The 25,895-nt window shown below is 54.7% G+C and carries 17 protein-coding genes; 15 read left to right on the top strand and 2 right to left on the bottom strand.

Annotated elements, in window-relative coordinates:
- From GT019_RS29475 to GT019_RS29515, 9 genes are all read left to right on the top strand, one after another.
- Entirely contained in the window at positions 1-699 is a 699-nt protein-coding gene (locus GT019_RS29475; RefSeq protein WP_235949589.1) for a Crp/Fnr family transcriptional regulator, read from the top strand.
- A 211-nt stretch (positions 700-910) separates the two neighbouring features.
- Positions 911-1,240 (top strand): putative quinol monooxygenase, encoded by a 330-nt coding sequence (locus GT019_RS29480; RefSeq protein ID WP_161747037.1) that lies wholly within the window; start codon positions 911-913, stop codon positions 1,238-1,240.
- Between the two features lie 37 nt (positions 1,241-1,277).
- Positions 1,278-2,024 (top strand): SDR family NAD(P)-dependent oxidoreductase, encoded by a 747-nt coding sequence (locus tag GT019_RS29485; protein ID WP_161747038.1) that lies wholly within the window; start codon positions 1,278-1,280, stop codon positions 2,022-2,024.
- A 358-nt stretch (positions 2,025-2,382) separates the two neighbouring features.
- Positions 2,383-2,577 carry a hypothetical protein gene (locus GT019_RS29490; protein ID WP_161747039.1) on the top strand — a complete coding sequence of 65 codons (195 nt, stop codon included), beginning with the start codon at positions 2,383-2,385 and terminating at the stop codon, positions 2,575-2,577.
- A 49-nt stretch (positions 2,578-2,626) separates the two neighbouring features.
- Positions 2,627-3,604 (top strand): SLAC1 anion channel family protein, encoded by a 978-nt coding sequence (locus tag GT019_RS29495; protein WP_161747040.1) that lies wholly within the window; start codon positions 2,627-2,629, stop codon positions 3,602-3,604.
- Positions 3,605-4,078: 474 nt separating this feature from the next.
- Positions 4,079-5,620 (top strand): spore germination protein, encoded by a 1,542-nt coding sequence (locus tag GT019_RS29500; protein WP_161747041.1) that lies wholly within the window; start codon positions 4,079-4,081, stop codon positions 5,618-5,620.
- 1 nt (position 5,621) lies between these two features.
- Complete coding sequence (locus GT019_RS29505) at positions 5,622-6,815, top strand: Ger(x)C family spore germination protein (protein WP_161747042.1); 1,194 nt, start codon at positions 5,622-5,624, stop codon at positions 6,813-6,815.
- Positions 6,812-7,027 (top strand): hypothetical protein, encoded by a 216-nt coding sequence (locus GT019_RS29510; protein ID WP_161747043.1) that lies wholly within the window; start codon positions 6,812-6,814, stop codon positions 7,025-7,027. Before GT019_RS29505 ends, GT019_RS29510 begins: the two co-directional genes overlap by 4 nt.
- Positions 7,028-7,050: 23 nt before the next feature.
- Positions 7,051-8,148, top strand: a complete 1,098-nt coding sequence (locus tag GT019_RS29515; RefSeq protein ID WP_161747044.1) for a GerAB/ArcD/ProY family transporter — start codon at positions 7,051-7,053, stop codon at positions 8,146-8,148.
- Positions 8,149-8,301: 153 nt separating this feature from the next.
- Here GT019_RS29515 and GT019_RS29520 read toward each other — a convergent pair whose 3' ends face one another.
- Together GT019_RS29520 and GT019_RS29525 are read right to left on the bottom strand one after the other, a co-directional pair.
- Positions 8,302-12,555, bottom strand: coding sequence for a S8 family serine peptidase (locus GT019_RS29520; protein WP_161747045.1), 4,254 nt, complete (start codon positions 12,553-12,555; stop codon positions 8,302-8,304).
- Positions 12,556-12,606: 51 nt separating this feature from the next.
- Positions 12,607-15,759, bottom strand: a complete 3,153-nt coding sequence (locus GT019_RS29525; protein ID WP_161747046.1) for a S8 family serine peptidase — start codon at positions 15,757-15,759, stop codon at positions 12,607-12,609.
- A 1,047-nt stretch (positions 15,760-16,806) separates the two neighbouring features.
- On the opposite strand from GT019_RS29525, the gene GT019_RS29530 reads away from it, so the two are divergent.
- The 6 genes from GT019_RS29530 (at position 16,807) to GT019_RS29555 (ending at position 25,856) form a co-directional block, all read left to right on the top strand.
- Positions 16,807-17,538 (top strand): ABC transporter permease subunit, encoded by a 732-nt coding sequence (locus GT019_RS29530; protein ID WP_235949590.1) that lies wholly within the window; start codon positions 16,807-16,809, stop codon positions 17,536-17,538.
- Positions 17,535-18,500 carry a carbohydrate ABC transporter permease gene (locus tag GT019_RS29535; protein WP_161747048.1) on the top strand — a complete coding sequence of 322 codons (966 nt, stop codon included), beginning with the start codon at positions 17,535-17,537 and terminating at the stop codon, positions 18,498-18,500. Before GT019_RS29530 ends, GT019_RS29535 begins: the two co-directional genes overlap by 4 nt.
- Positions 18,501-18,546: 46 nt before the next feature.
- Positions 18,547-20,337, top strand: coding sequence for a type 2 periplasmic-binding domain-containing protein (locus GT019_RS29540; RefSeq protein WP_161747049.1), 1,791 nt, complete (start codon positions 18,547-18,549; stop codon positions 20,335-20,337).
- An 86-nt stretch (positions 20,338-20,423) separates the two neighbouring features.
- Positions 20,424-22,631 carry a hypothetical protein gene (locus GT019_RS29545; protein ID WP_161747050.1) on the top strand — a complete coding sequence of 736 codons (2,208 nt, stop codon included), beginning with the start codon at positions 20,424-20,426 and terminating at the stop codon, positions 22,629-22,631.
- Positions 22,628-24,043 carry a family 43 glycosylhydrolase gene (locus GT019_RS29550; RefSeq protein ID WP_161747051.1) on the top strand — a complete coding sequence of 472 codons (1,416 nt, stop codon included), beginning with the start codon at positions 22,628-22,630 and terminating at the stop codon, positions 24,041-24,043. The genes GT019_RS29545 and GT019_RS29550 overlap by 4 nt, the downstream gene beginning before the upstream one ends.
- Before the next feature lie 97 nt (positions 24,044-24,140).
- Positions 24,141-25,856, top strand: coding sequence for an extracellular solute-binding protein (locus GT019_RS29555; RefSeq protein WP_161747052.1), 1,716 nt, complete (start codon positions 24,141-24,143; stop codon positions 25,854-25,856).
- The last annotated feature ends 39 nt before the right edge of the window (positions 25,857-25,895 follow it).

Below are 25,895 nucleotides of genomic sequence, written 5' to 3' on the forward strand. Positions count from 1 at the left end.
ATGGAACAGTACAAAAAGAAATTAAAGATATTGTCTCGAATTAAGCTATTCGAATCGCTTCCGTCGCAAATCATCCATGAAATCGAACAGCTGGCTAATAAATCCAATCTCAATGCGTATGCTAAAAATACCATTATTCAAACGCCTGGAAACGAGAAGACTGGATTGAGCTTCGTAATCGCCGGCAAGCTTCGAGCCTATAAAACCGATTCGGACGGTAAACAATATACGGTGTGCATTCTTAGCGAAGGCGGGATGTTCGGCGAAGTCGAATCGTTTTCTCTCGGTATTGACGGAACTTACGTGGAGACGATGGAGGATTCGACGATTTATTCGATCCCGGCCGAACATTTCGAGCCGCTGTTGAGCAAGCATCCCGAACTTGGATTACGATTGTTATCGGATATGAGCAAGAGATTGCGACAGCAAGTTGAATTAGTGGAAAAGCTTGTTTTTAGAGATCTTCGAGGAAAAGTGCTGTACTTTTTAAACCGGCTTTCTAAAAAATTCAGCATAGAAGAAAATGGATACCTCAAAATCGATATCCCGCTTACCCATCAAGAATTGGCTAATATGATCGGCGCTACGCGTGAAGCGGTGTCACTTACCTTACAAGAACTATCCAACGAAGGGATTATCGTTACCAGCCGAAGGATGGTTATGATTCATGTTGAAAAAGTCATGAAAGAATTATCCTGATTAATATGATGGGGAGATTTTCCTCTTATTGCTTCGTGTATAGGTAATCTATATTACTGAGGAATTATTGATCTAGGATTATGATTAATTCATCCTTTCACCGAGTTGTGGAAAGGACGCATACAAGATCATCGTTAATCCGTTGGGCTGCCGATACGATATGCACTCACGAAAATGCGGTACATCCAACGAACTCAAAGGAGGAATAAACATGTCCGGTCAGCTAGTCCAACTAAATATTCGATTCAAAGCCAAACCGGGGAAAAAAGAAGAATTCCGCAAGGAGTTGTCTTCCCTTATCAAAGAAATGTCATCCGAGAAGGCATTCATCAGCGCCATTGTTTCCGATGACCTGGATCAGCCGGATGATTTGGTCATTTACGAGACGTGGCAAGGCACGAGAGATAGCTGGCTGGCGGAAGAATTCATCAAACCATACCGCAAGAATTACGAAGGAATACTAGGCGATTTAATCGTGGATAGAAGCGTTAGTTGGCTGGAGCCTAAGGGCGAATGGGGAAGTCAAATAACGAACGCATAAGAACTACCACAAAAAACTTTATAGGAGTGAATTCAACATGGGGAAATTTGAAGGCAAGGTAGCGGTCGTTACTGGAGGAACAAGCGGCATCGGACTTACGACGGCGCAGCGATTCGCAGCGGAAGGGGCGCATGTCTTCATTACCGGTCGTAGGCAAAGCGAACTGGACGCGGCAGTGAAATTGATCGGAGAGCGGGTTACGGGCGTTCAAGGCGACATTTCGAATCTGAATGACTTGGACAAACTGTACGAAACGGTAAAGCGGGAGAAAGGTCATCTGGATATTCTTTTCGCAAACGCGGGAATCGGCAGCATCCTGCCTTTAGGTCAAATCACGGAAGAGCAGTACGATAAGACCTTCGACGTAAACGTGAAGGGTACCTTATTTACCATTCAAAAAGCTTTGCCGCTGTTTCCGAATCGGACGGGCTCGATTATCTTGACTGGTTCGACTGCGGGCTCGGTTGGCGACCCTGGATTTAGCGTCTACGGAGGATCCAAGGCAGCTCTTCGCCAAATGGTAAGAAACTGGGTCCTGGATTTGAAGGGGACCGGAATTCGAATTAATGTACTGAGCCCAGGCTTTGTCCACACGCCAGCCTATGATGGTTTGTTTGGTGAAGCGCTGAATCAGGTCCTTGAATCCGCCAAGACTTCTGTTCCACTGAGCCGCGTAGGTAAAACAGAAGAAATCGCTAGTGCCGTGATGTTCCTGGCCTCAGAGGAAAGCAGTTATGTAAATGGCATCGAGTTGTTTGTCGATGGCGGCATGGCGCAAATTTAAATTAGATTCACAGTATTTTTAGTGCACAGACATCTCAAAATGCTTCGCTTTTTTTCACTCAGGCAGAGAGACTAATCTCTGCCTGAGTTTTATATTGGCCCGAGTTTGCAACTTTCATGATTCTATCTCATTTAGATTTAAAGTGATAAATAAATATCCGGCAGAGTCAAGACATTCATTCGAAGTTTTTGGACCGATGCGAGTCTTGAATGAGGATACAATTTCACCCATGCGCGGCGAGGAGAACTGCCTGCTCATTCATTAAGCAGGTTTTTTATGTCTGTATTTGTATGCATCGATCATGAATCGAAATTCCATATTAGCACATACTGACGGAGAAATGCGGGGAGGACCAGGGATGGAACCATTACATGTGTCAACCTGCGTGAATTTGCTGCAAGAGATAAAACGCTTATATGCTGGAAATGAAAAACGATTAAATCAACAAATTATACGAAAAATGAAGATAGATCTAAGGAAAGATAACGGACCAACAAATGAGGTTTTCTTGAATTCACTGTTTACGCTGGGGGAAGTCGGCGTTCTCACCTAGATTGACGAAATCACAAATCATATTGCAGCAAATTGGGGGAAGGCTCTACATGGGATCATCGAAAATTGCAAAAACCAACGAATCTTCACTTCGATATCTATCTGTTAATACCTACGGTTCGGTTATGGGAATATCGGGCCTTTCGCTTGCATGGAGGTTGTCTCATCATTTGTTTGGAACTTCTTCGTTAATTTCAGAATGGATTGGTTTGATGGCCATCATAATATTTGCGTTTCTAAGTATTAGTTACATGATAAAGTGGGTGAAATTTCCTCAAGTAGTTCACTCCGAGTTTTCAAACCCAATTGCGGGAAATTTCTTCGGAGCAATAACTGTCGGAATCCTGCTAATTTCCTCAATTATTTTACCTTATTGTCGATTGCTTGCCCAAACGGTATGGATCTTAGGCACAATTCTTACAATAATAATATGCTACTTTCTGGTTTCTCGATATTTTATGGTTAAACAGGATCAACTTCACGCTGTTCCTGCTATGTTAATTCCTGTGGTTGCCATTTTAAATGTACCCGTTACAGGCGTATTGATGCCATTTGCTTGGGCACATGAATTGAATATGTTTTGTTTTGCGGTAGGGAGTATAGCAGCGTTTATTTTTTTGACAATCATTGTTTCTCGGTTATTACATCAAGAACCGATGACTACAGCAATGAACCCCTCGTTATTAATCTTAATTGCACCTTTTGAGGTTGGTTTTCTGGCTTATGTAAATTTGACGGGGACTATCGATATGTTTGCCTCAATATTGTTTTATTTTGGCCTTTTTCTTTTCACGATTCTGTTTTTTAAGGCGTCAAATAAATCGATTCCGTTTAGTACAACCTGGTGGGCATTAAGCTTTCCATTGGCTGTTCTTAGTAATGCGTCATTAAAGTATGCCGCCTATGTAAACTCTTGGCCATTGAAGGGCATTGCCGCCATTATACTCGTCTTGGTTACAGTTGTTATTACAGTATTATTCATTCGAACTATGATCCATTTAATAAGTGGAAAGCTGCTTCGAGGTTAATAATAAATGGAAATTATTTTCGGTCCTACGCTTGTTCTAAAGGACCAAGAATTATATGGCTATGCGGAAGATTTCGTGAAAATTAAATAAGGATAAAGGCAACACTAGCCGAAAGGCAGGTCTCTCCGTTCATGAGATGACCGCGGGTTGACCCGCACGACAAAACACGGCCTATGGGTCGTGTTTTGTTGTTTGCTGCCCTTTAAAAAAGCCCATGTTCGCAAGCTATAAGGAATTCGATCTATCCGAAATCAAGCATGCCGTGGAAGCTGTTGCTGCGCCCGGAAAGAAAGGTAATGTCGTTTTGAACTCGATTAACTGCATTCTTCAAATCAGGCAGAGGAGCTCATCCGGCTCCCCGCCTGATTTTTATTTTCCAGCGGTACGACGGCATTAGCCGTGCGGATACATAAATATCAGGTAGGAAGGGTAAGTTATTCACGCGAGTAGTTAACATATACTGGGGGAAATGTCGTGATCGGGAAGGGTTTTGGGAGGAGAAAGAGGGTACGGAAGGTCTTTCTTGATAAATCAACCGCGCATCAGAGCGAACGCCTCTCCTCTTCTCTCGAAGAAAACAAAACCAAACTTCTTGCAATTTTCGACAGCTGCGCGGATGCCGTCTTTCGCCCATTTGATATTGGCGGACAACGGCATGCCTTCCTGCTATATATCGATGGTTTAATCGATAACGCGCAATTGGATGAATCGCTGTTAAAGCCGCTCATGTCCGGTACGGCTTCCGAGATGCCCCATGATGACTCCGAACTTCTTCCATTCCTTCAGAATCGGCTTATCATGATTTCCCAAGTGAAACGGACGGCGGAGTGGGATCGGATCGAACGCGAGATATTACACGGTTCAGTCGTGATATGCGTGGACAACCAGGCAGAAGCACTCGTAGTCGGCTTGGCGGGAGGGAACACGAGATCCGTCGATGAGCCTGCTTCCGAAAGCACGGTCCGCGGTTCGCGGGATTCGTTCACCGAAATCCTGAGCACGAATACGAGCCTGATCCGAAGAAGAGTACGATCTTCACGCTTGAAAATCGAACTGCTCACGGTCGGAGAAATCACGCGCACCGACGTAGCCATCGCCTATTTGAAAGGGATCACGAACGAATCCACCTTGCGGGAAATAAAATCGCGGATTCAAGCCATTGAAATTGACGTCGTGCTCGAGTCGGGATACATCGAACAATTGATCGAAGAGAAAACGTATTCCCCGTTTCCTCAATTTCTCGTGACGGAACGACCCGACTATCTCGCCGCGGCCTTGCTGCAAGGGCAAGTCGCGATTTTTACCGACGGCTCGCCGTTCGCGATCAGCGCTCCGATGACGTTCTGGGGGTTTATGCAGGCAGGCGAGGATTATTATGAACGCGTGCTGTATATCAATTCCATTCGCGTGATCCGGTTTATCTTTGCCATGATTGCATTACTGCTGCCATCTCTTTACGTTGCGCTTACGACCTTCCATCAGCAAATGATTCCGACGAATCTTCTGCTTAGCATAGCCGCGGCTCGCGAAGGGGTCCCTTTTCCGGCGTTGGTCGAAGCCATGCTAATGGAAGTGACGTTCGAGGGCTTAAGGGAAGCCGGCGTGCGCTTGCCGAAGCAAGTGGGACAGGCGGTCAGCATCGTTGGCGGTCTGGTCGTCGGTCAAGCTGCGGTGCAGGCGGGCATCGTGTCTGCTCCGATGGTCATCGTCGTATCCCTGACGGGCATCGCTTCGTTCACCATCCCGCGGTATAATTTTTCCATCGCTTTCCGGTTGCTGCGGTTCCCCTTGATTATCCTTGCGGGCATGTTCGGTCTTTACGGCGTTTCAATCGGCTTGGTGGTGATATTGGTCCATCTCAGCGGGTTGAAATCATTCGGGGTTCCCTATCTGTTTCCGGTGGCGCCCGTTACCTGGCAAGGTCTCAAAGACGCGCTGTTCCGCGCTCCCTTGTGGACGCTGTATCTCCATCCGCAGACGGGCGGCAAGAAATTAAGAAGAAAGGGGAGCGGCTGATTTGCCTGCGCGCATGCTTCTCTTGTTGCTGTTCGTACCGCTGCTGAGCGGCTGCTGGGACCGGGTCGAAATGAACGACATCTCTTTTTTTATGGCTTCGGGTTTGGATCTATCGGAAGACGGCAGATTGAAAACGACGATTCAAGTACCGATACCCGCCGGAGGCGGCAGCGGCGGCGAGAGCGGCAAGGCATCGACGGGCACTTTCGGAAAAACGTACTATGCCGTCTCGGCCATCGGCACGAATATTTTCGATGCGGAGAGACAAATCCAGCAAAAGAATTCCCGCCATTTCTTCAAAGGCCAACGCCGCGTCGTCTTTATCGGAGAGGCGCTGGCGAGGAAGGGCATTCAAGATATTTTGGACAACTATGCCCGGGACCCGAGAAGCCGGATGCGGACCTATCTCGTCGTGGCGAAAGGCAGCGAAGCATCGAAGCTCCTTCAAAACGATCACCCCACGGAACGTATTCCGGCCGAGGAAGTGCGAGAGTTGGAACGTTCCGGGGTCGGCACGTCCGTGACGTTCCGCGACTTCTTGATGACGCAAGCCAGGGATGGGATCGTGCCGGTAACGGGGGCTATCGAGCTGGTGCCGCCCGCGGTGGATCCGAGTAACGGCGCGGCATCCAAATTCAACATGTTCCGGCTGTCCTCGACGGCCGTGTTCAAAGACTATAAATTAATCGGCTATTTAAACGACATTGAAACGCGAAGCCTGCGGTGGATCAAAAACGAATCCAAAGAAGAATATTTCGGAGATTCGCTTCCAGGCCTTAGCGGAAACATCGGCATTGTCATGAACGACATCAAAAGCAAAGTCAACGTCATCATGAACGGCAACCGAGCGCAGGTTCGCATCCAGCTTCGGGGCACGGGCACGATCAATGAATCGAACGTCGATTTGAAGCTGAGCCGATTATCGAATATGACGATCATCGAAAAGCGATTCGGAGAATTAGTCGCGCGGCAAACGTTGCAGACGGTGAAAAAAGCCCAAACCGAATGGAGAGCCGACATTTTCGGGTTTGGCTTGCATCTGCATCAATTTCATTATCGGACGTGGAAGAAGGTTCGCTCGCAATGGGATACGATTTTTTCCGAAGCCGACGTCGTCGTAACGGCCGACATCAGCCTCCGCCGATCCGGAATCATCGGGAATTCCTTTGAGCATCATGGAGCGGAGAAGAAATGATCATGCTCTCGCTGCTGTTTTTGGCCGGAATATCATCCGCGGCAGGGATTCAATTCCGCTATATGCGCCATTCGGCTTCCCCAAAAGACGTGATGATCGTTTCGTTCCTTTTGCTCGGCTCCGCAGTGCTGGGGTTTCTAATGATTTGGCATGTACCCATTCTCAGTCCGTCGGTTCTTCTGCGGAGATGGTTGATGTTCTTTGTTGATTGAACCTGCTGGAAGGGAAGGTTTCAATGGAGATTTACGGACCGAATGATCGGATCTCGAATCTGGAGCTTTGGATACTCATGTTCGTGTTTACGATGGGCAGCTCGCTTAATTTGCAGATCGGCTACGCTGCGGGACATGATTCCTGGCTATCTGCCGCCCTTGGCACGATAGCGGGGCTCGGAATCAATTGGATTTACGCATTCCTGTGCCAGAAATACCCGCGAAAATCGTTGGTCGAAATCGCGCGCATCTTATTCGGGCCATGGCTCGGTATCGGGGTAGGTTTATTGTATACCTGGTATGGCGTATTTCTCGGGGCTTATGTTTTGCGCAATTTCACGGACTTGACGGGGTCCGTTCTGCTGCCGAGAACGCCTTCCATCATCGTAGGAAGCATTATGATCTGCGTGGTTGCCTGGACGTTATTCAAAGGGGTGGAGGTCATATGCAGATGCGCGATTATATTACTGGTGCTAACCGTCGTTTCCACGCTCCTGATACAGCTATTGCAGATCCCGGATATGGATCCGACGGCCGTACTGCCGGTCCTTGAAAGCGGCTGGATGCCCATCCTCAAAGGCGCGGGACAAATCGCCACCGTGACTTTCGGAGAGACCGTTTTGTTTTCCATGCTGATTCCGTATGTCACTCGGCCGGCCGCCGTGCAAAAAACCGTGCTCTCCATGGTTGCCGTCGTAGGGACGTTCATTGTCGTTCAGGTTCTCGCGGTTATTTTGGTTTTAGGGGAAATCACCAGCAATCAGCTGTTTCCCAGTTATACCGCTTTGACGTATATCGGGGTCGGGGACTTCATTGAACGCATCGAGCCGTTCGGGTTTACGGTGTGGATATTCAATGAATTTACCAAACTATGCGTCTGTTTGTTTGCAACGACCTTGGCCTTCTCGCAGACGATCGGCAGTCGGGACTACCGATTTTATATTATCCCCCTCGGATTGCTGATTCTGGTCGGGTCCATTATTATCCATCCCAATCAATTGGATGTCGTCGCCTTCGTAAAAGACGTTTGGCCGCTGTATTCGGTTCCTTTTCTGATTCTCGTTCCCTTGTGCATGCTTGTCGTCGCCTTGATGAAGCGAAAAAGCTGGATTTTGAAATAGCGCGGCAACCTATGCGGCAGCCTTTTATATGGCGGTTGCTGCCTGATTCAGGTTCAACAAGCGCAAAAAAAAGAAGGACCGTCGAACTTCGCGGTCCTTCTTTTTTATACGGGCAGAGCTCTATTTTAGAACGTATGCAGCATGTACTGACGATCAGTCGATCCGTTCCGCGGCTTGAAGCAGTTGATACAACACCTTGGCGGCTGCTTCGCGCGTCGTCGCCTCGGCAGGGCGGAAGAGGTGGCCGCTTTGAGCCGCGATACCGTTCATCAGGCCGGCTTCGGTAACGGCTTGAATGTCCTTGATCGCATAAGCGCCGAACGTGCCCGCGTCGTTGTAGACGATGCCGCCGGTCGACGCGGGATTGGCATGCAGCTGCTTAAGCGCGCGATTCAGCATGACGGCCAAGTCTTGGCGGCTGATGGCCGCGTCCGGCTGGAATCGGCCGTGATCGCCGGTCACCAAACCTGCCGCATACGCGGCGGCAACCTCGCCGGCGAACCAATCGTTCGCGCTCACGTCCGTGAACGGAGCCGCTGCATCCTGTACCTTCAGGCCGAGCGCTCTGACCAGCATGGAGGCGAATTCGGCCCGCGTTACGTTGCGCTTCGGCGCGAACGCGTCGGTGTCGACGCCGTTCATGACGAAGCTGGCGGCGAGCTTTCGGATCTCGTCTTTGGCCCATGAAGACCCGATATCCGAGAACGCGACGTCTCGCGTCGCCGCGGCATAGGTCGAGAATCCGGGCCGCGCCACGGTCGCGATCGTGCCGCCTTCCTTGCCGGACGTGAAGGTTGCGGGCGCCGGACGGACTTTGCCGTTCTCTTCATACAGGGCGCCGGTCGCCGCGGCTTTGCCGTCTCCGTCGATCCGGAAGGCGCGTATCACCGTATCGTTGCCGGTGAGCGAAATCGGCGTTTCGCGGTCATCCTTGACGCTGCTCGCTTCGAAGGAGATCGGCGTGCCGATGACTTTGGCATCCGGATACGCGGATTCAAAGCGTTTGACGCTGTCTGCTTGCGGCTTTATCCGGATGACGAGGCCTGCGTCCTCCGAGATGCTGCCCAGCGCGGACGTAGGAAGCGCGACGGACGCGCCGTTCCAGGCGAATACGACCGAGCTGCCCGCAGGCGCTGCTTTCAAGCGCTGCGCTTGCGCAGACGTGAAGCGCAGCGTCGCTTCAGCGGCATCGGCGGCGGATGTTTCGACGATGATCGCGGCCGAACCCGCAGCGGCTTTAAGCGCCCGGTCAAGGTCGGCATCGTCAACGGTGACGGTTAAGACTCCGCCGGCCGAGCTAGTTTGCGGCTTCAGCGCAATCCGCGTCTGAGCGGCTGCGATGACGGACGCCGTAACGTCCGTAAGATCATCCGTCGGCGCCGGGTCCGACGTAAGCGGCGTACCTGGGTTCTCGTTGCCGCCGCCCGGATTTCCGCCTCCGGGATTTCCGTCGCCCGGGTTGCCGCCGCCCGGCTGCTCTCCGCCGCCGGCATAATCGTTGTCTACGTTAATCGTCATGTTCGAGAAATGAACCTCCGACGTGAAGCCGAAGATGGAATACGCCGTAACGGCGGACAGCACGTACTGCCCGTCGGGCAGCGAAGGAAGCTCGTAGCTGCCGTTAGTGCCGCCGATATCCTGTTCGGGGGACATGTAGCTGCCGTTAAAGTCTTCGATGACGTAGTCGCCTTCCGGCATATATTGATCCACGCCGTTCTTGGCGCTCTTCCAATTCGCGAGCAGTCCGTAATAACGGCCGTCGTTGTCCAGCAGGGCGAGCTGCAGGACATTGAACCCTCCGCCGTTGTAATGCAGCGTGATGTCGATCGGCGATTGCGGAGATACGACCCTGTTCGTGACGTCGATGCCCCCGAACGCGTTCTCGTTGGCGAGCGATTTCTTCCCGATATGGAAGACGAACGGCAGGTGCAGGGTCGGGACGCCTTCGCTTTCCAACACCACGGTTCCTTCGTAAACGCCCGGTTTGGCGTTCGGATCTGCTTCGACGGACAGGCCGAAGGTACGGGCCTTGCCTGCGCCGAGGGCGATCTTGTCTCCTGTATCCAGACCTGTCAGCTTGACGGTGATGCCGTCCCAATCCGGGGTCGTGGCGTACCCGGGCTTGTTGGTGAACACCTCGTGCAGCTCGGTCTTGGCGGCATAAGTCACCGTCTTATCCGTCACGCTCTTCAGCTGAAGCGTGCTCGCGGCCGCGGCATCGCCTGCCGGATCCACGACGCCGAACGCGACGCTGCTCGCTTCGCCCGGCAGCTTGACCGGTTTCATGTCCTTGTCCAAGATCGTAATTTCGTCCATGGACTTCAATAAGGCGGCCGTATGCAGGGCATTCGGCAGATCGGCGCGCCCCGCGCCTTGCGAATAGGCATCGTACGGCGTGCCGTTCTCGTCGGCCAACGGATCCGACGTGTTCGCGAGCGCCGCCCGGACGTCCGACGGCGTCCAATTCGGGAATTTATCCTTCAGCAGCAGGGCCAGGCCGGCGATATGCGGCGTCGCCATGCTGGTTCCGCTGTAACGGGCGTAAGCCTCGGCGTAATCGGCGTCCGGATGGACCAAGCCGTACGCGGGAACCGACGAACGGATGCGATGTCCGGGCGCGACGACGTCCGGTTTGATCCCGAATCTTCCGTCTTGGTTCGGCCCGCGCGAGCTGAATTCCGCCATCGTATCGCCGGGCAGGACGACGTTCGCGAAGGGCTTGTCGAACGTCAGCGTGGTCGGGACGTCCGGTTGTTTCAGCATGGCGCGAACCAACGCGCGGCCTTCCTTGCCCGCGATATCGAAGGCGGGGATGAAGTCATCGTATTGGCCTTGGAAGCCCATGTACCCGATCGGGCCGTCCCGGCCCGGAATGGATTCCGACAGATCGACGGTATTCGTCTGCCAGACGTCACGCGTATCGTTCGTCGTGCCGTTGAAGATGACGATCGCCTTGGCGCCGTGCTGCTTGGCGGAGATGATTTGCTGGCCGAACGGCAGCTGCTGGCTGCTGTGCGTCCGCGTGACGATGACGATTTTGCCCGCCACGTCTTTGTCGCCGTAATCCGATTCAAAACCGAAGCCGAGATAGACCGCCTCGATCGGATCCGTCCCGAGCTGGCTGGCGAAATCCGTCTTCCCGGGCGCCCATGCCATCGCGCGAAGCGCGTACGATTGGCCCGTCAGGGAGCTTGCGGCAACCGTCTCGTACGTGTCGATCTCGCTGGTGGCGGCGCCGACCGTAATGCCGAGCTCAGCCGTCGACGGAGAGCCGAGCGAATAATAGTAAGGCGCGTCCATGGCGGCGTTGCCCGCCGCGATGACGGGGACGACGCCGGCGAGCGCCGCGTTGTTGATGGCGATCGCCTCCGCGGAGTAGGGGTCCTTCGTGCCGTCGTCGCCCAGCGACAGATTGATCACGTCCATGCCGTCTTTGACGGCGTGCTCGATGCCGTCGACGATCATGGCCGAGGTGCCGTTGCCCAGCGGTCCGCCCAACACTTTATAGACGTATAAGTCCGATTCGTAGGCGATGCCTTTCTGGAGAAAATGGCCGTCGGCATTCGCGGCGCGTCCCGCGATCGTGCCGGAGACGTGGGTGCCGTGACTCGTGCCGGCGACGAGTTGTTCGGGGACCGGAATATCTTCGTAAGGGTCGTCGTCGTTGTAAAAGGAATCGTGTCCGCCTTTGAATGCGCCTTTCAAATCGGGGTGCACGTAATCGACGCCGGTATCGATGACGCCGACCTTCAGCCCTTTGCCGGTGTAACCCTCCGCCCAGGCTTCGTCGACGCCCAACTGCTTCAGAGGATCCATATCGATCCGCGGATCCTCCGCTTCCGCCTCGTAGGACTGCAGCGGCTTCGACGTATAGGTCAAGTTCGGATAAATCGCCCTCACGCCGGGAAGCTTCGCCAGCTTGGCGATGCGATTGCCGGGCAGCGTTACGGCCATGCCGTTCAGCACTTGGTTGTACCGGTAGCCGACATTCAGCGACAATCCGCTGGCATTGGCGGTTTTGAGGAAGGCGGCTTGCTCGGTTTGAACGGCTTTCGCGGTCGCTTCCGCCGCCAGCGTTTTATACCCCTTGCTGGCGGCGTATTTGCCGACGGCGGCAGGCTGGGCGCTCAATTGAACGATGACGCTGACGGGACCCGCGGAGGACGTGTCGATCTCCGGCGAAATAAAGAGATTGTCCGAGGCGCCGGGAGCGGAAGACAAGCTGCGCTTCCAATCGTCGGCGTAGGCTTCGAACAAATTAATATCCGAATCCGCCGAGACGGCTGCCGGAAGCGGTCCGTCCGCAGAAGCGCCGGCGGCGACGGGGAAGGCAGGCTGGTACAGGGAGGCCGCCAAAACGGCCGTGGCGACGATGATGGACGATACCTTAGGAAATCGCTTTTGCATGCTCTTCAAATCCGGTTCCCCATTTCTTAAATGTTGTCGTTCTCGTCTGGATTACGATTCGATCTCGAAGGCGTCGATCGAGACGGCGTTGCCGGCGGAGCGCTCATGCTTCTTGCCGCTGTTCACGACGCGCACGGTATGCGTGCCCTCGGCGAGAATCTCCGACTCGAACACGACGGTTTCGTACTGACGTTCTGTCCGATACAAGTCCACCGATTTCGCCAGTTGTCCGTCGATATAGATATCCGCGATGCCGCGGCTGCCGCCGACGGGCGCGATGAGACGGACCTTCGTTCCGGAGAAGGCAAGCTCGGCGAAATCGCCTTGCGCAATGGAAGTCGTGACGGATTGGCCGGAGTACACCGTGCTGAAGCTCGTCGCCCATGTGCCGTCATAGTGCACCTGGAAGAAATCGGCGTCTTGCACCAGATGCTTGACGAGGAACGCATCGACGTTCACGTACGCGGGGTCGTTCTTGCGAGCTCTCGGATCGGTCTTGCCCGTCCATTCGATGCGAATCGTATGCTTGTCGTAGGAGATCGTTCGCTTGAAGAGCGCTTGCCGCTTCGATTCGGTCTCGCCGTACAAGGACACGGTTGCGGCAAGCTTGCCGTCGAGATAGACGTTGGCAATGCCTTGCTGCGCATTCTTGGTTCCGATCCATTCGATATAGCTGCCTTCGAAGGCGAGTTCGACATGGCCCGGAGCGTCGATGCGCTTCGCGCTTCCGCCGGACAGCGCCTCGTCCGAGACGGTCTCCCAATCGCCGTCGTAGGTCACGGCTGCCGAATCGTCCTCGTAAGCGCCGGAAGCGTTGGCATGCTGCAGGCGCAGCGTAAAGTCGCCCGCGCCAGCGAACGCGTAGACATTTAAATAATAGGTGCCGGTCTGTTTTACGAAATAAGAGAAGTTCTCGCCGGACGTTCCCGGATGCTCGGAGGCGGCGACAATCCCTTCCTTGCCGTGGACGGTAACGGCGGCAGGCGAGTAGAGGTAAAGATCGAAGTCCGTGCCTTCGTCTCCGGACAACGCCGCTTGAACGGTTTCGCCGGCGTTCAGTTCGACCGCGTACACGCGATCCGGATCGGCTGCTTCGTCAAGGCGTTCGCTCACTTCCGAGACTTGCAGCGGGGTGCCGGGGATATCCTTGTCGGAGATGGCGCGATAAGCGTCGATCATCTTGTCCGACATGTTCGTGTCCGCCAGGGAACTGACTTTCTTCCCGCTGTTCATCAATCGCTCGATCGTCAGCTTCGCGTCGTAGCCCGGATTTTCGCCAAGCACCAAAGCGGCCACTCCGGCAGCGTACGCGATGGCCGGCGTGCCGTACGACCCTTGAAAGTCGTAATCCGGCTTATCCAGGACAAGGTTTGCCCGGGCGTATGAATCGCGGGCCGCAATGACATCGCCGAACGAAGCATCCGGCATCGGAACGGACTGTCCGGCGTAGATGGTCCCATCGCCGCCCAGCAAATCGTAATAGCCGAAATAGCCTTCGTTCACATAATCCAGGTGAAGCGTATCCTTCACGAATGGCGACGTTTCGCTCCCGAAGAGCGCGTCCCTGCCCGAGAGGAGCAATCGGCCGCCGGCTTGCAGGTAAGTCGTCACGTTCGCCTGATCGGACTCGCTAAGCACCGGGGGCGCATTCGGATCCGGCGTGACGTTCGCGTTGGCGTAGCCGGTGAACCATACGACGACGTCGTAGGCTTGCATGGCTTCGAGAGCGGGACCATTCTCGTTTTTCGGCACGGTCACGACGTCGAAGGCGCCGCGGGCATCTTCGATCGGAATGCCGTCCGTCTCGTAGCCGGCGGTCAGCAGGAAGCTCTTGTACAATTCGAGGAAGCTCCGTTCCTCCTCATTGCCTCCGACCGAGTTGTCGTCCTGGACAAGCAGGATCGACGGCTTGTCCACGCCTTCGCTCAAATAATCGAGCGCCGCGCGGAAATAATCCGTTTGAAACGGCGGAACGAAATTCTCGAAGCCGAGCCCGTTATAGATCGCTCTGTACGTGCCGGTGTCGATTTCGGCGGCGTACGCCGGGTTTTCCGAGGGCATGGTCGTTAACGCGTCGTTTGCCGGCGCCGCGATCTGAACGGTTTTTTTGCCGTAGCTCGTCGCCGAATAGCCATTGCGCCCGATGCCGTTGACGGTCAGCACGTTCGGGAGCTTGTAGGAGGCCGGGTAGGCCGGGATGCGGTCCAGGTCGTCGCGCCAGTCGCCGGGCTGGGCGACGAACAGCATGTCGGAGTGCTGGAGCGCGTCCAAGATGAGATCGCTCGGTTCCCAAGTCACGAAGTCCAAGACGGCGATGTCGGCGCCCATCTGCTCGGCGTAGGCGATGCCCGCGGCGATTTGCGAGAAGGTTCCGCTCCCCGACGTCGAAGAAAACGTCTTGATCGGCAGAATCTTCGCGTTCGGGGCCACGCCGGCGATTCCGACGGCGTTGTCGATGGAGGCGGCTACGATGCCCGCGATCGCCGTCCCGTTCTTGGCCGGGTCGCTCAGGTCGTCGTCGGCATCGTTGTCGTCATGATTGAAATCCCAGCCGTGAACGTCGTCGACAAAGCCGTTGCCGTCGTCGTCGACGCCGTTATCCGGTATTTCCTTGGGGTTCGTCCAGATGCGGTTCTCCAGATCCGGATGATCGCCGTCCACGCCGTCGCTGATTACCGCCACGACGACTTCCTTGTCGCTGTCTTTCAGAAGCGACCAGGCTTCCGGCGCGTTGATGTCGATATCCGCTTTGCTGTACGGCCACTCTTCGGTGTCGAGGGTGTTGTGCAAGGCCCACTGCTCAGGAAATAAAGGGTCATTCGGGATAAGAGGTTCGGATGAAACGGATGCCGGCTCGTTCGCGGAGGTTATGCCGGTCGGTGCGATGGATTGCGATTGCGGCGCCGGAGATGCCGGGCCGACTTGCGATGCGTTGGCCCCGGTTTCCGCCGGCTGGGACTGGAATACCCGGTCGTCCGGCTCCGCGAACAAGACGTTCGCGTCGGCCTTCAATCGGGCGAGGACGGCGTCGATATCCGTGCCTTCCGGCAGTTTCAGAACCTCGGTGCCGAGGCTCGGCAGCGTTCGTGCCGGCGTCAAGCCGTAAGTCGCGGCAAGCGCCGCCGCGTTCGCTCCGTCTTTATACTTCACGACGATGCTGTCGGCTTTGGTGACCGCGCCGGAAGGTCGCGGTATCGGTTCCAAGCGGGGGGCCGCCGGAACCTGGATCTCCGGCTCCGCGTCATTACCGCGGTCCGGCAGCAACGTCTTTCGGAGTTTATCGGGGGATGCGGTTCCTTGCGCCGACGCGACCCCTCGACTATGCGAATCGAAGGTAGGGGCGAAGGTGCCGGAAACCAAAACGGAAGTGACCAATAATGACAAGCATAAGGATTTCATCGATTGACGCTTCAAGTCTGTATCTCCTCCTAGTGAATGGTTCTGAACGAAACTGGCATCGCATCGGCTGCGATAACTCGCTCTGAATCGTATGCTCGTAGCTTAAGAGGAAATAGGATCGGAATTCCGAATCCGCGCAAAGAAGGATGGTTCTATTGCAGCTTGTCGTTAGGAAATAATACCTCCTTACGTGTAGGTAGGACTCGAATTTGGTGTAACGTAATGTGACGTATACTGGCCGAAATTCTGAGAGAATTATATAATTCACGAATCCTCAGCGTCAATAAGTTTATTTTTTTAAACTAAAAGGAAATAAAACCGAACATTTATGTGAGATTTAATTACATATCTCTAGCATTTAAGAATCGACCGGGACTCGTTGCTCGCGATGGGGTCCCGCCGGATCCCCGAAATATAGCGCTTACAAATACGTAAACGATCGTTAAGCAAGTAAAAAGATGCGCGTTGTTGGGAGCTTTTCCGGATGCCTATAATGAAAGCGTAACCAATTCAAAGGATCGCCACGTGAAAGGGGATGGCTATGAAGTTGAAGGAAAAGCCTATCGATTCGGAGCTAGAGTCGGCACATTCGACGGGAAACGACATGCCGCTGAACATCCGATAATGATGTGCGTAATCCCAATGTAGAAGAGGAGAGACACGGTGCGCATGCAAAAATACAGTATCGCAAGCATGTCGGTAAGAAAATTTCTCTATATTTTGCCTTTTATGATTCTTCTTTTTATTTTTGCTTACTACCCGCTATACGGATGGGTATATGCTTTCTTTGACTATATGCCGCCTATTCCGCTGTCGGAATCGCCTTTTGTCGGGTTGAGATGGTTTCGCTCTTTGGTCGAAAACCAGGTAAAGATCGATCAGCTGCTGCAGGTCATCAAGAATACGTTCGGCATGAGCGGCCTTAATTTGCTCTTCTCGTGGCTTCCCATGGTCTTCGCGATCTTTCTGACCGAAATCAAGGCCGTCCGTTTCCGGAAGTTCATCCAGACGGTCACGACCCTTCCGAACTTTATCAGCTGGGTATTGGTCTATTCGCTGGGCTTCTCCATGTTCTCCAGCGAAGGGATCGTCAACGGCATGCTTCAACAGCTCGGCATAACCGATTCCCCGATCTTGTTCCTCCAGAGCTCCAGCCACGTGTGGTTGACGATGTGGTTGTGGACGACCTGGAAAGCCTTGGGGTGGTCCGCCATCCTGTACATCGCCGCGATCATGGGAATCGACGATTCGTTATACGAGGCGGCCGAAGTAGACGGCGCGACCAGGATGCAGGTGATCCGGCATGTCGTTCTCCCGAGCATGCTTCCGACGTATTTCGTGCTGCTGATGCTGCAAATAGCCAGCTTCCTGAACAACGGCCTGGAGCAATACTTCGTCTTTCAGAACGCGTTCAACAAGGACCACATTCAAGTTCTGGACTTGTACGTCTACAACCTGGCCATGGGGGGCGGCAGCTATTCCGTATCCGTCGCGATCAGCATGCTGAAGAGCTTGATCAGCGTCGTACTGCTCTTTTCGGTGAACAAGCTGTCCAAAATCTTAAGAGGGGAGAGTATCGTATGAGCGAAAATACGGCCGCGCTGGAACAGAATGCGGCGCATCAAAGCCGCTTGGATAAAAAGGCTCGCTTTCAAGTCAGCGCGACGGACAAATTCATTTCGGTCGCGATCTATACGCTGTTTTCCCTGTTCGCGCTTCTCTGCGTATACCCCTTTTACTCGATCATTATCAACACCATCAGCGCGAACGATATCAGCGCCAAAGGCGAAGTCGTGTTTTTCCCGAAGCATATCCACTTCCAGAACTACGTGGACGTGTTTAAAATACCGGGGCTCGGCACTGCGGCGCTCGTCTCCTTGGGGAGAACGGTGATCGGAACGACGTTGACGGTAGGCGTCTCGGCTTTCCTTGGCTTCATGTTTACCCAGGAGGATATGTGGGGGCGGAAGTTCTGGTACCGATTTACGGTGATCACGATGTTCTTCAACGCAGGGATTATTCCATGGTATTTGACGATGCGCTCGCTGCATCTGACCAATAACTTTCTGGCTTATATTTTGCCGACGATCGTCGCGCCTTTCTTTATCATCCTGGTCAAGACGTTCGTGGAATCGCTGCCAAAGGAATTGCAGCAGGCGGCCAGCATCGACGGGGCCGGAATCATGACCCTTTTCTTCAGGATCATACTGCCTATAAGCAAGCCCATTTTGGCGACGGTCGCGATATTCGCGGCGGTGGACCAATGGAATTCCTTCCAGGATACGCTGCTGCTCGTGACGGAAAGCAAACTCTACAGCCTGCAGTTTATTCTGTACAACTACATCAATCAGGCGAGTTCGTTATCGACCATGGTCAACCTGCAGAACGCCGGCTCGACGACGATGGCAAGCCTGGCGACCAAGCAGACGACGACTTCGATACGAATGACGGTGACCATCATCGTCGTGGCGCCGATCCTGCTGATTTATCCGATTTTCCAAAGGTTTTTCGTAAAAGGAATTATGATCGGTGCAGTGAAAGGCTGACTTGCGCATGCACGATTATAATAATTTGACCAAGTGGGGGTTGCATATGAGCAGCAATAAGAAAGTCGTCAAGAAATCGATGGTCGTCTCGCTGGCCGGTTTGTTCCTGGTGTCGGCCGCATTGACAGGGTGCAGCAATGGAAGCAATAACACGGCGGCAACCGACGAACCGTCCGGATCCGGCACGAATGCAGGCGCATCCCAGACCGCCGGCGCGATCGATCACAGCAAGCCGCTCACCATTACCGTGTTCGACAATGCCGCCAATTATCAAGGCGAACAGACGGGATGGTACGGCAAGCTGCTCAAAGACAAGTTCAATATCACCTTAAACATTCTCGCTCCGCAGGTGGCCGGCGATCAGTTGTACAAGACCCGAACGGCGGCGGGAGATCTGGGAGATCTGCTGATTGTCGATAACAGCCAGCTGGAAGAACTGATTCCGGCGGGTCTCGTCATGGATATGACGGATAAAATCAAGACTGCGAAGTATCTGTCCCAGTACGTGGACAACCATTTCAAACCGTTCAACGCCGGCTTCGACAAAGTGAACCCGGAAGGCAAGATCTATGGTTTGCCGACGTTCGAAGCCGACACGTCGCCGACGACCTTCTCGGAAGAGATGCCTTACTCCAGCCCGATCCTGCCCTGGAATTATTACAAGGGAGTCGGAGCCCCCAAGCTGAACAATCTGGACGATCTGCTGAAAGTCCTGAAGCAAATGCACGAGAAATATCCGAAGTCGCCGGACGGCAAGCCGATCGTACCGATCACCCTATGGAAGGACTGGGACGGCGGCAGCATGGAGAACGTCCGCTGGCTCAGCAACTGGTACGGCTTCGAGCAGCCGGACGGCACGACGACGATCCAGTTGAACGCAAAGGGCGATATCGTTCCGCTTATCGACGATAACAGCATGTACAAAAAGATTTTGCAGTTTTATTTTAATGCCAATCAGATGGGATTGGTCGACCCCGACTCGCCGACCCAGGATTGGAACAAAGTATCCGAGAAGCTGACCAACAATCAGGTTCTGCTCACCTGGTATTCGTGGGAGCGAGGCTTCTACAATTCCATCGAACGAGGCCAAAACGGGGACGGCATCGTAGGGGTTCCGATCGCCGACACGCACCTTATTCAAAACAGCGACGCCTATTACGGCAACGGAATGGTATTCGCGATCGGCGCGAAGGCGAAAAATCCCGATCGCATCATCGAATTCATGGATTGGCTCTGCTCCCCGGAAGGACTGCGTTACTACACGAACGGCTTTGAAGGCTTTAACTACGAGAAGACGGAGGATGGCAAGTCGAAGCTGACCGAAGTCGGACAGAGCGCTTTCCAAAAAAACACGCCCGTCCCGGACGAGTACGGCGGCGGCGGATATCAGGACGGACAGAGCAAGATTAACAGCATGATCATGAGCGACTTCGTCGTCGATCCGGATACGGGGGAATTCTATAACAGCACGTATTGGAAATCGACGATCGAAGCGAACAAGACGGCACTGACGACGGATTGGCAGAAAACGTATAACGCCGAGAATCCGACGGATTATTATCTGAAGAACAAGATGATCGACGTCGTGCCGAATATCAACACGAGCCTTGGCGCCGATTCGTCGGATATCAAGAACAAGCGCAGCCAGATCTCGGACTATGTCAAGAACACCTCCTGGAAGATGGTTTTCGCGAAAAACCAAGCGGAGTTCGACCAGCTATGGACGAAGATGCAGAAGGACGTGGACGGCTTAGGCTGGAAGGATGTCCTGGCGGCGGATACGGTTAAGGCGCAGAAGATCGTGAAAATGCGTGCCGATGCGTTAGCCAGCAAGTAAAATTCGACGAAATGAATCCAAGAGGGATGTGTATTTATCCATAATATATATCCCTCTTTTTATTGCAATCAAAGGGGGACGTTCCATTGAGATTGGCATGCGGCAGCTACATCCTGCTCTTCAAGGAGGGCGGGATCGAGGTGCGAAAAAACGACCGAATCCTTTATTCCAACAAGCGGCCGATGTTCGTGACGGTAAAGACCGCGTTTGCCGTCAATGCGTTTTACGACGGCGCTTACGCCGACATCGCCGCTTCCGGCGGAAATGTCGTGGCCCGGGGCACGGTGACCGTGCCGTCGGGTTCGGCATTTTCCTTCACCGACGTATACGAAGCCGCAGGCGCCGGGTTCAAAGTGAGCCGGACCGTGGAGGTGCTGGAGGCGCGAGACGACCTTGGCTTCTCCACCAAGGTTTCCTTGAAGATGGAAGAGTCGGATGACGTCCGCGATTATAACTGCTTCGCGCCGGGCGTCTGGTACAAGCAAAACGAATTCGCGCCCGACTCCGCGATAGGCAAAGATTTGGACAACGAATATTTCTGGCGCATGGAGACCCGTTACGCCCTGCCGCTGTTCGCCATGCAGCATATCGCGTCGGGAGAAGCGGCGGCGCTGTCGCGCTGGGCGGCGGACGCAACCCTGCCGTCCACGGATATCGTAAGGTCGGAGAACATTACGGACCCGAAGTGTACCGTCGGAGCCATCGGGATGAGCAAGCCGGAAAGCAAGACGCTGAACTATATGTACTACGGATTCGGCATACGCAGGGAGCTCGAGACGGAGGCGGCCGGCCTGTCGATCGATTACGTGTATCCGGGCGGCGACGGGGAGCTGCCTGTGAACAGATCCTATGCCGGCCTGGATTTCCGCCACCAGAAGCCGAAAACGTTCCAACGCGTGAATCATCCCGTAACGGCCGGCTTCACGCAAAGTTACGCCGTCGCCATCCACTTCGGCCATTACGGCGGCTTCCAGCCGATGATGAAGGAGCTCTGGCGGGTGACCTATGCCCGCCTGCGCGACAAGCTGTTCGAATTGGATAACGAACGCCATTACCGCAACGGCATGAACATATTGACCCGGTACACGCGGCAGTACGGCGATTCGTACGGGTTGCCCTTTGCCTGCCAATTGCCCGATATGGATATCTCGAGCGTATCCTTTCAGTTCGGCTTCGTGGGTCAGCAGCCGGGCATCGGCTATCAGCTGCTTCGATACGGCGACAAGGAGAACGTGCCCGAAGCCTTTGCCAAAGGCGTGGGCGTGATCGATTTTTGGGCGAATTCGGCCATGGCCGAATCCGGCCTGCCGCGGATGTGCTACAATCCGACCCTCCGGGGGTTCGAGCCGTATCCGCACTATATCCGGATGCTGGCCGACGGGATCGAGGCCGTCCTGGACGCCTACCTCTACATGAGGGAGAAGGGAGACGAGCGGCCGGCCTGGCTGGCATTTTGCCGAAGGACCGCCGACTGGCTGGTGGGCATTCAGCATGAAGACGGGAGCTTCTATCGCGCGTATAACGCCGACGGCTCCATCCGCATGGAATCGAAGTCCAACACCCCGAGCGCGATTCGTTTCCTGGTGCAGTTCTACCTGGTGTCCGGCGACGACAGCTATCGAGCCGCCGCGATCAAAGCCGGCGAATGGTCGTACGATCACAATTACCGGACCATGGAATACCGGGGAGGCACCTGCGACAACTCGGATATCCAGGATAAAGAGGCCGGCATCTACGCGTTATTCGGCTTCCTTGCCCTGTATGATCTGACCGGCGAGGACCGATGGCTCGAAGCTGCGATCGGAGCCGCCGACTATACCGAGACGTGGACCTACGCCTGGACGTTCCCCGTGCATACGATATGGCCGAAACATCCGTTTAATCGCTATTCGATCAGCGGTCAGAGCATCATTACGATCGGCGGCGGCGCCGACGTGTACATGGCCGCCTGCTCGTATACGTACTACAGGCTCTATGTCATCACGGGCGACGAGCACTACCTGGATTTCGCCGAGTTTATCCATAAGAACACCCGGCAGTCGACCGATGTCGACGGCAGCATCGGATACGCCATGCCGGGCCTGGGACACGAAAGCGGCAACTTCGCGACCCAAACGCTGCAGAGCCACTACCATTGGCTGCCGTGGTGCACCTTCGTGGAGGTCGATCCTTCATCGAGGCTGCGCGACACCTTCGGCGGCTACGAGATCGCGGATGCGCAAAAGCTCCTTCCGGAGGAGCGGGCGAAGAGAAACCGCATTTACGATACGTTCGGAAGGGGAGCAAGGATATGAAGAAACAAGGATTCAACCCTTATCTGCCGTCATGGGAGTACATTCCCGACGGCGAACCGTATTCTTTTAACGGCAAAGTCTACGTCTACGGTTCGCACGATCGATTTAACGGACATGCGTATTGCTTGAACGAATATGCCTGCTGGTCGGCTCCCGCGGAGAATCTGGCGGATTGGAGCTACGAAGGCTTGATATACGAGAAAACGGACGACCCGCTGAATCCGGACGGCAGCATGTGCCTGTATGCGCCGGACGTCACGGTCGGCCCCGACGGAAGATATTATCTCTATTACGTGCTCGATAAGGTGTCCGTCGTATCGGTGGCGGTCTGCGATACGCCTGCCGGAAGGTACGCCTTCTACGGATACGTCCAGCATGCCGACGGCACGCGGCTGGGAGAGAAGGACGGCGACGAGCCTGCGTTCGACCCGGGCGTGCTGACGGAGGGAGAGAAGACGTATTTGTACACCGGCTTCTGCGCGGCAGGCGACCGGTCAAGACGCGGCGCCATGGCGACGGTGCTTGGTCCGGACATGCTCACCATTCTGGAAGAACCGGCATGCGCCTTGCCAAGCGAACCGTACAGCGACGGGAGCGGTTTCGAGGGACATGCCTTTTTCGAGGCGCCTTCCATAAGGAAGAAGGGCGATACGTATTATTTGATCTACTCCTCGATCGTCATGCACGAGCTGTGTTACGCCACCAGCCGATTTCCGACCCGGGACTTCGTCTATCAAGGCGTGATCATAAGCAATAACGACCTTCATATCGACTCGTACAAGCCGGCGGAAATGCCCATGTTCTATGGCGGCAATAACCATGGCAGCATTGTGGAATTGAACGGGAAGTGGTACATTTTCTATCATCGGCATACGAACGGCACGAATTTCAGCCGGCAGGGATGCGTCGAACCGATCGCATTCCGGGAGGACGGCACGATCGTCCAGGCGGAGATGACCTCCTGCGGTCCGAACGGAGGACCGCTCGAAGGCCGAGGAGAGTATCCCGCGTACCTGGCCTGCAATCTGTTCTGCAGCGACCAAGCGCTATATACGGGCGCGCCCGGGGAATGGATGGACAGCCGATTTCCGAAGATCACGCAGGACGGCAAAGACGGCGACGAAGAAGTCGGCTATATCGCCAACATGAGGGACTCCGCGACGGCGGGCTTCAAGTATTTCCGCTGCGAGGGAATCCGGACGGTCCGCATTCGCGTACGCGGCTATTGCCGCGGCGCATTCGAAGTCAAGACAGCGTGGGACGGGCCGGTTCTCGGATGGATTCCGGTCGACTTCACGAACGTATGGACAGCCTATTCGGCGGACGTGATCATCCCGGACGGCATTCAAGCGCTGTACTTTACGTACAAGGGTACTGGCGGGGCAAGCTTGGCTTCGTTCGCGTTGGCATAACGCAATCGCATAGCGGAGCGTTGTTCAGTCCGTTCGCGCCAGCCTATAATGAGAGCGTAACCATGGCAGAGGCACAGCCGATGAAGAGGGGATGGCTATGAACAAGGGGAGGACTCGTTCGATGTTGGCTCTGGTTTCGGTCATGATGCTCATGGCGGCGCTGGCGGCCTGCGACGGCAACGATAATAGGGACGGCAGCGGCGGCAACGCGGCTCCGGGCACGGAGGCGGCGACGGGGCCTTACGGCAAATACGACCCGCCGATCGAGATCACGACCGTCCGCAACCTGAGCGACATCGTCGAGAACAACGTCCTGGGCGTGCTGAAGGACGAGAAGTTCGAGGATAACCGTTGGAGCCGGCTGTACTATGACCAGCTCGGCATTAAGATCAAATATAACTGGGTCGTCAAAGGCAACGATACGTCGGATCCGTATTTGCAGAAGGTGAACGTGATGCTGGCCTCGGGCGACCTCCCGGACGTCATACCGGTCAACGCCACTCAGCTCAAGCAGCTCGCCGACTCGGGTCAGATCGAGGACATGACGGATTTGTACGACGCGTATGCATCCCCCGAGCTCAAGTCGATCCTCTCCGAGGAAGGTACGGGACCGTTCGACTCCGCGACGTTCGACGGCAAGCTGATGGCGATTCCGCAGACGGGGTCATCGATCGAGCAAGCCCAATTCGTCTGGATTCGCACGGACTGGCTGGATAAATTGGGCCTGCGGCCGCCGAAAACGATGGACGACGTCCTGGCGATTTCGAAAGCTTTCGCCGAGCGCGACCCGGACGGCAATCACCTGAAAGACACGTTCGGCCTTGCCATTACGAAGGAGCTGTTTGGAGGATCGATGGGGCTTGAAGGGTTCATGGCCGGCTACGGCGCTTTTCCGAATATCTGGCTGGAGGGCCCGGAAGGCAAGCTCGTGTTCGGCAGCGTACAACCGGCGATGAAAAAGGCGCTTCAAGCCCTGCAAAACATGTACAAAAACGACGAGTTGGACGAGGAGTTCGGCGTCAAGGAAGGCACCAAGGTCTCGGAAGTCATCGCGAACGGCAAAATCGGGATGGAGTATGGCCAGCAATGGAATTCCATCTGGCCCCTGCAATTGAATAAAAACCACGATCCGAGCGCGCAGTGGCGCGCTTTCCCGATCGTCTCGGAATCCGGCGAACCGGCCAAGGTTCCGCTCAAGTTCAGCACGACGAAGTTCTTCGCCGTCCGCAAAGGCGCCGCGCATCCCGAGGCCATCATCAAGCTGTTCAACATGCACGTGGAGAAGAATTGGGGAAAAACCCAGGAGAACGATTATTACTACGCTCCGCCCGATGCGGAGAGCGTATGGCAGCTGTCGCTGGTCCAACCCGCGCCGACGAAGAAAAATCTGGAGCTGTACCGAACGTTGGACGACGTGCGCAGGACGGGCGACAAGTTGAAGCTGACGGGCGAAGCGAAGGTCATCCAGCAGAAGCTCGACGCCTACGCGTCCGGGTCCAAGGAAGGATTCGCGCTATGGGGCTGGGAACGCATCTACGGGGCCGAGGGAGCGGAGGGCATCGTCGATCAGTACGACAAAAGCAAGCAATTTCTCTTGGATAAATTCGAAGGCGCTCCGACCGCAACGATGGTGGAACGGCAAACGACGCTGGAGAAAATGCAAAACGAAGTATTCGTCAGGATCATCCTCGGCGCGCCGATCGAGGAATTCGACAAGTTCGTGCAGGATTGGAACAAGCTTGGCGGCGCGCGGATTACGAAGGAAGTCAACGATTATTACGCATCCATGAAGAAGCAGCCTCGTGCAGGTTAGGACATGCGAAGGGATAAGGTTGAATCGACTAGGCATGAT

Source organism: Paenibacillus glycinis, from assembly GCF_009909185.1.
GTDB classification, from domain to species: Bacteria; Bacillota; Bacilli; order Paenibacillales; family Paenibacillaceae; genus Paenibacillus_Z; species Paenibacillus_Z glycinis.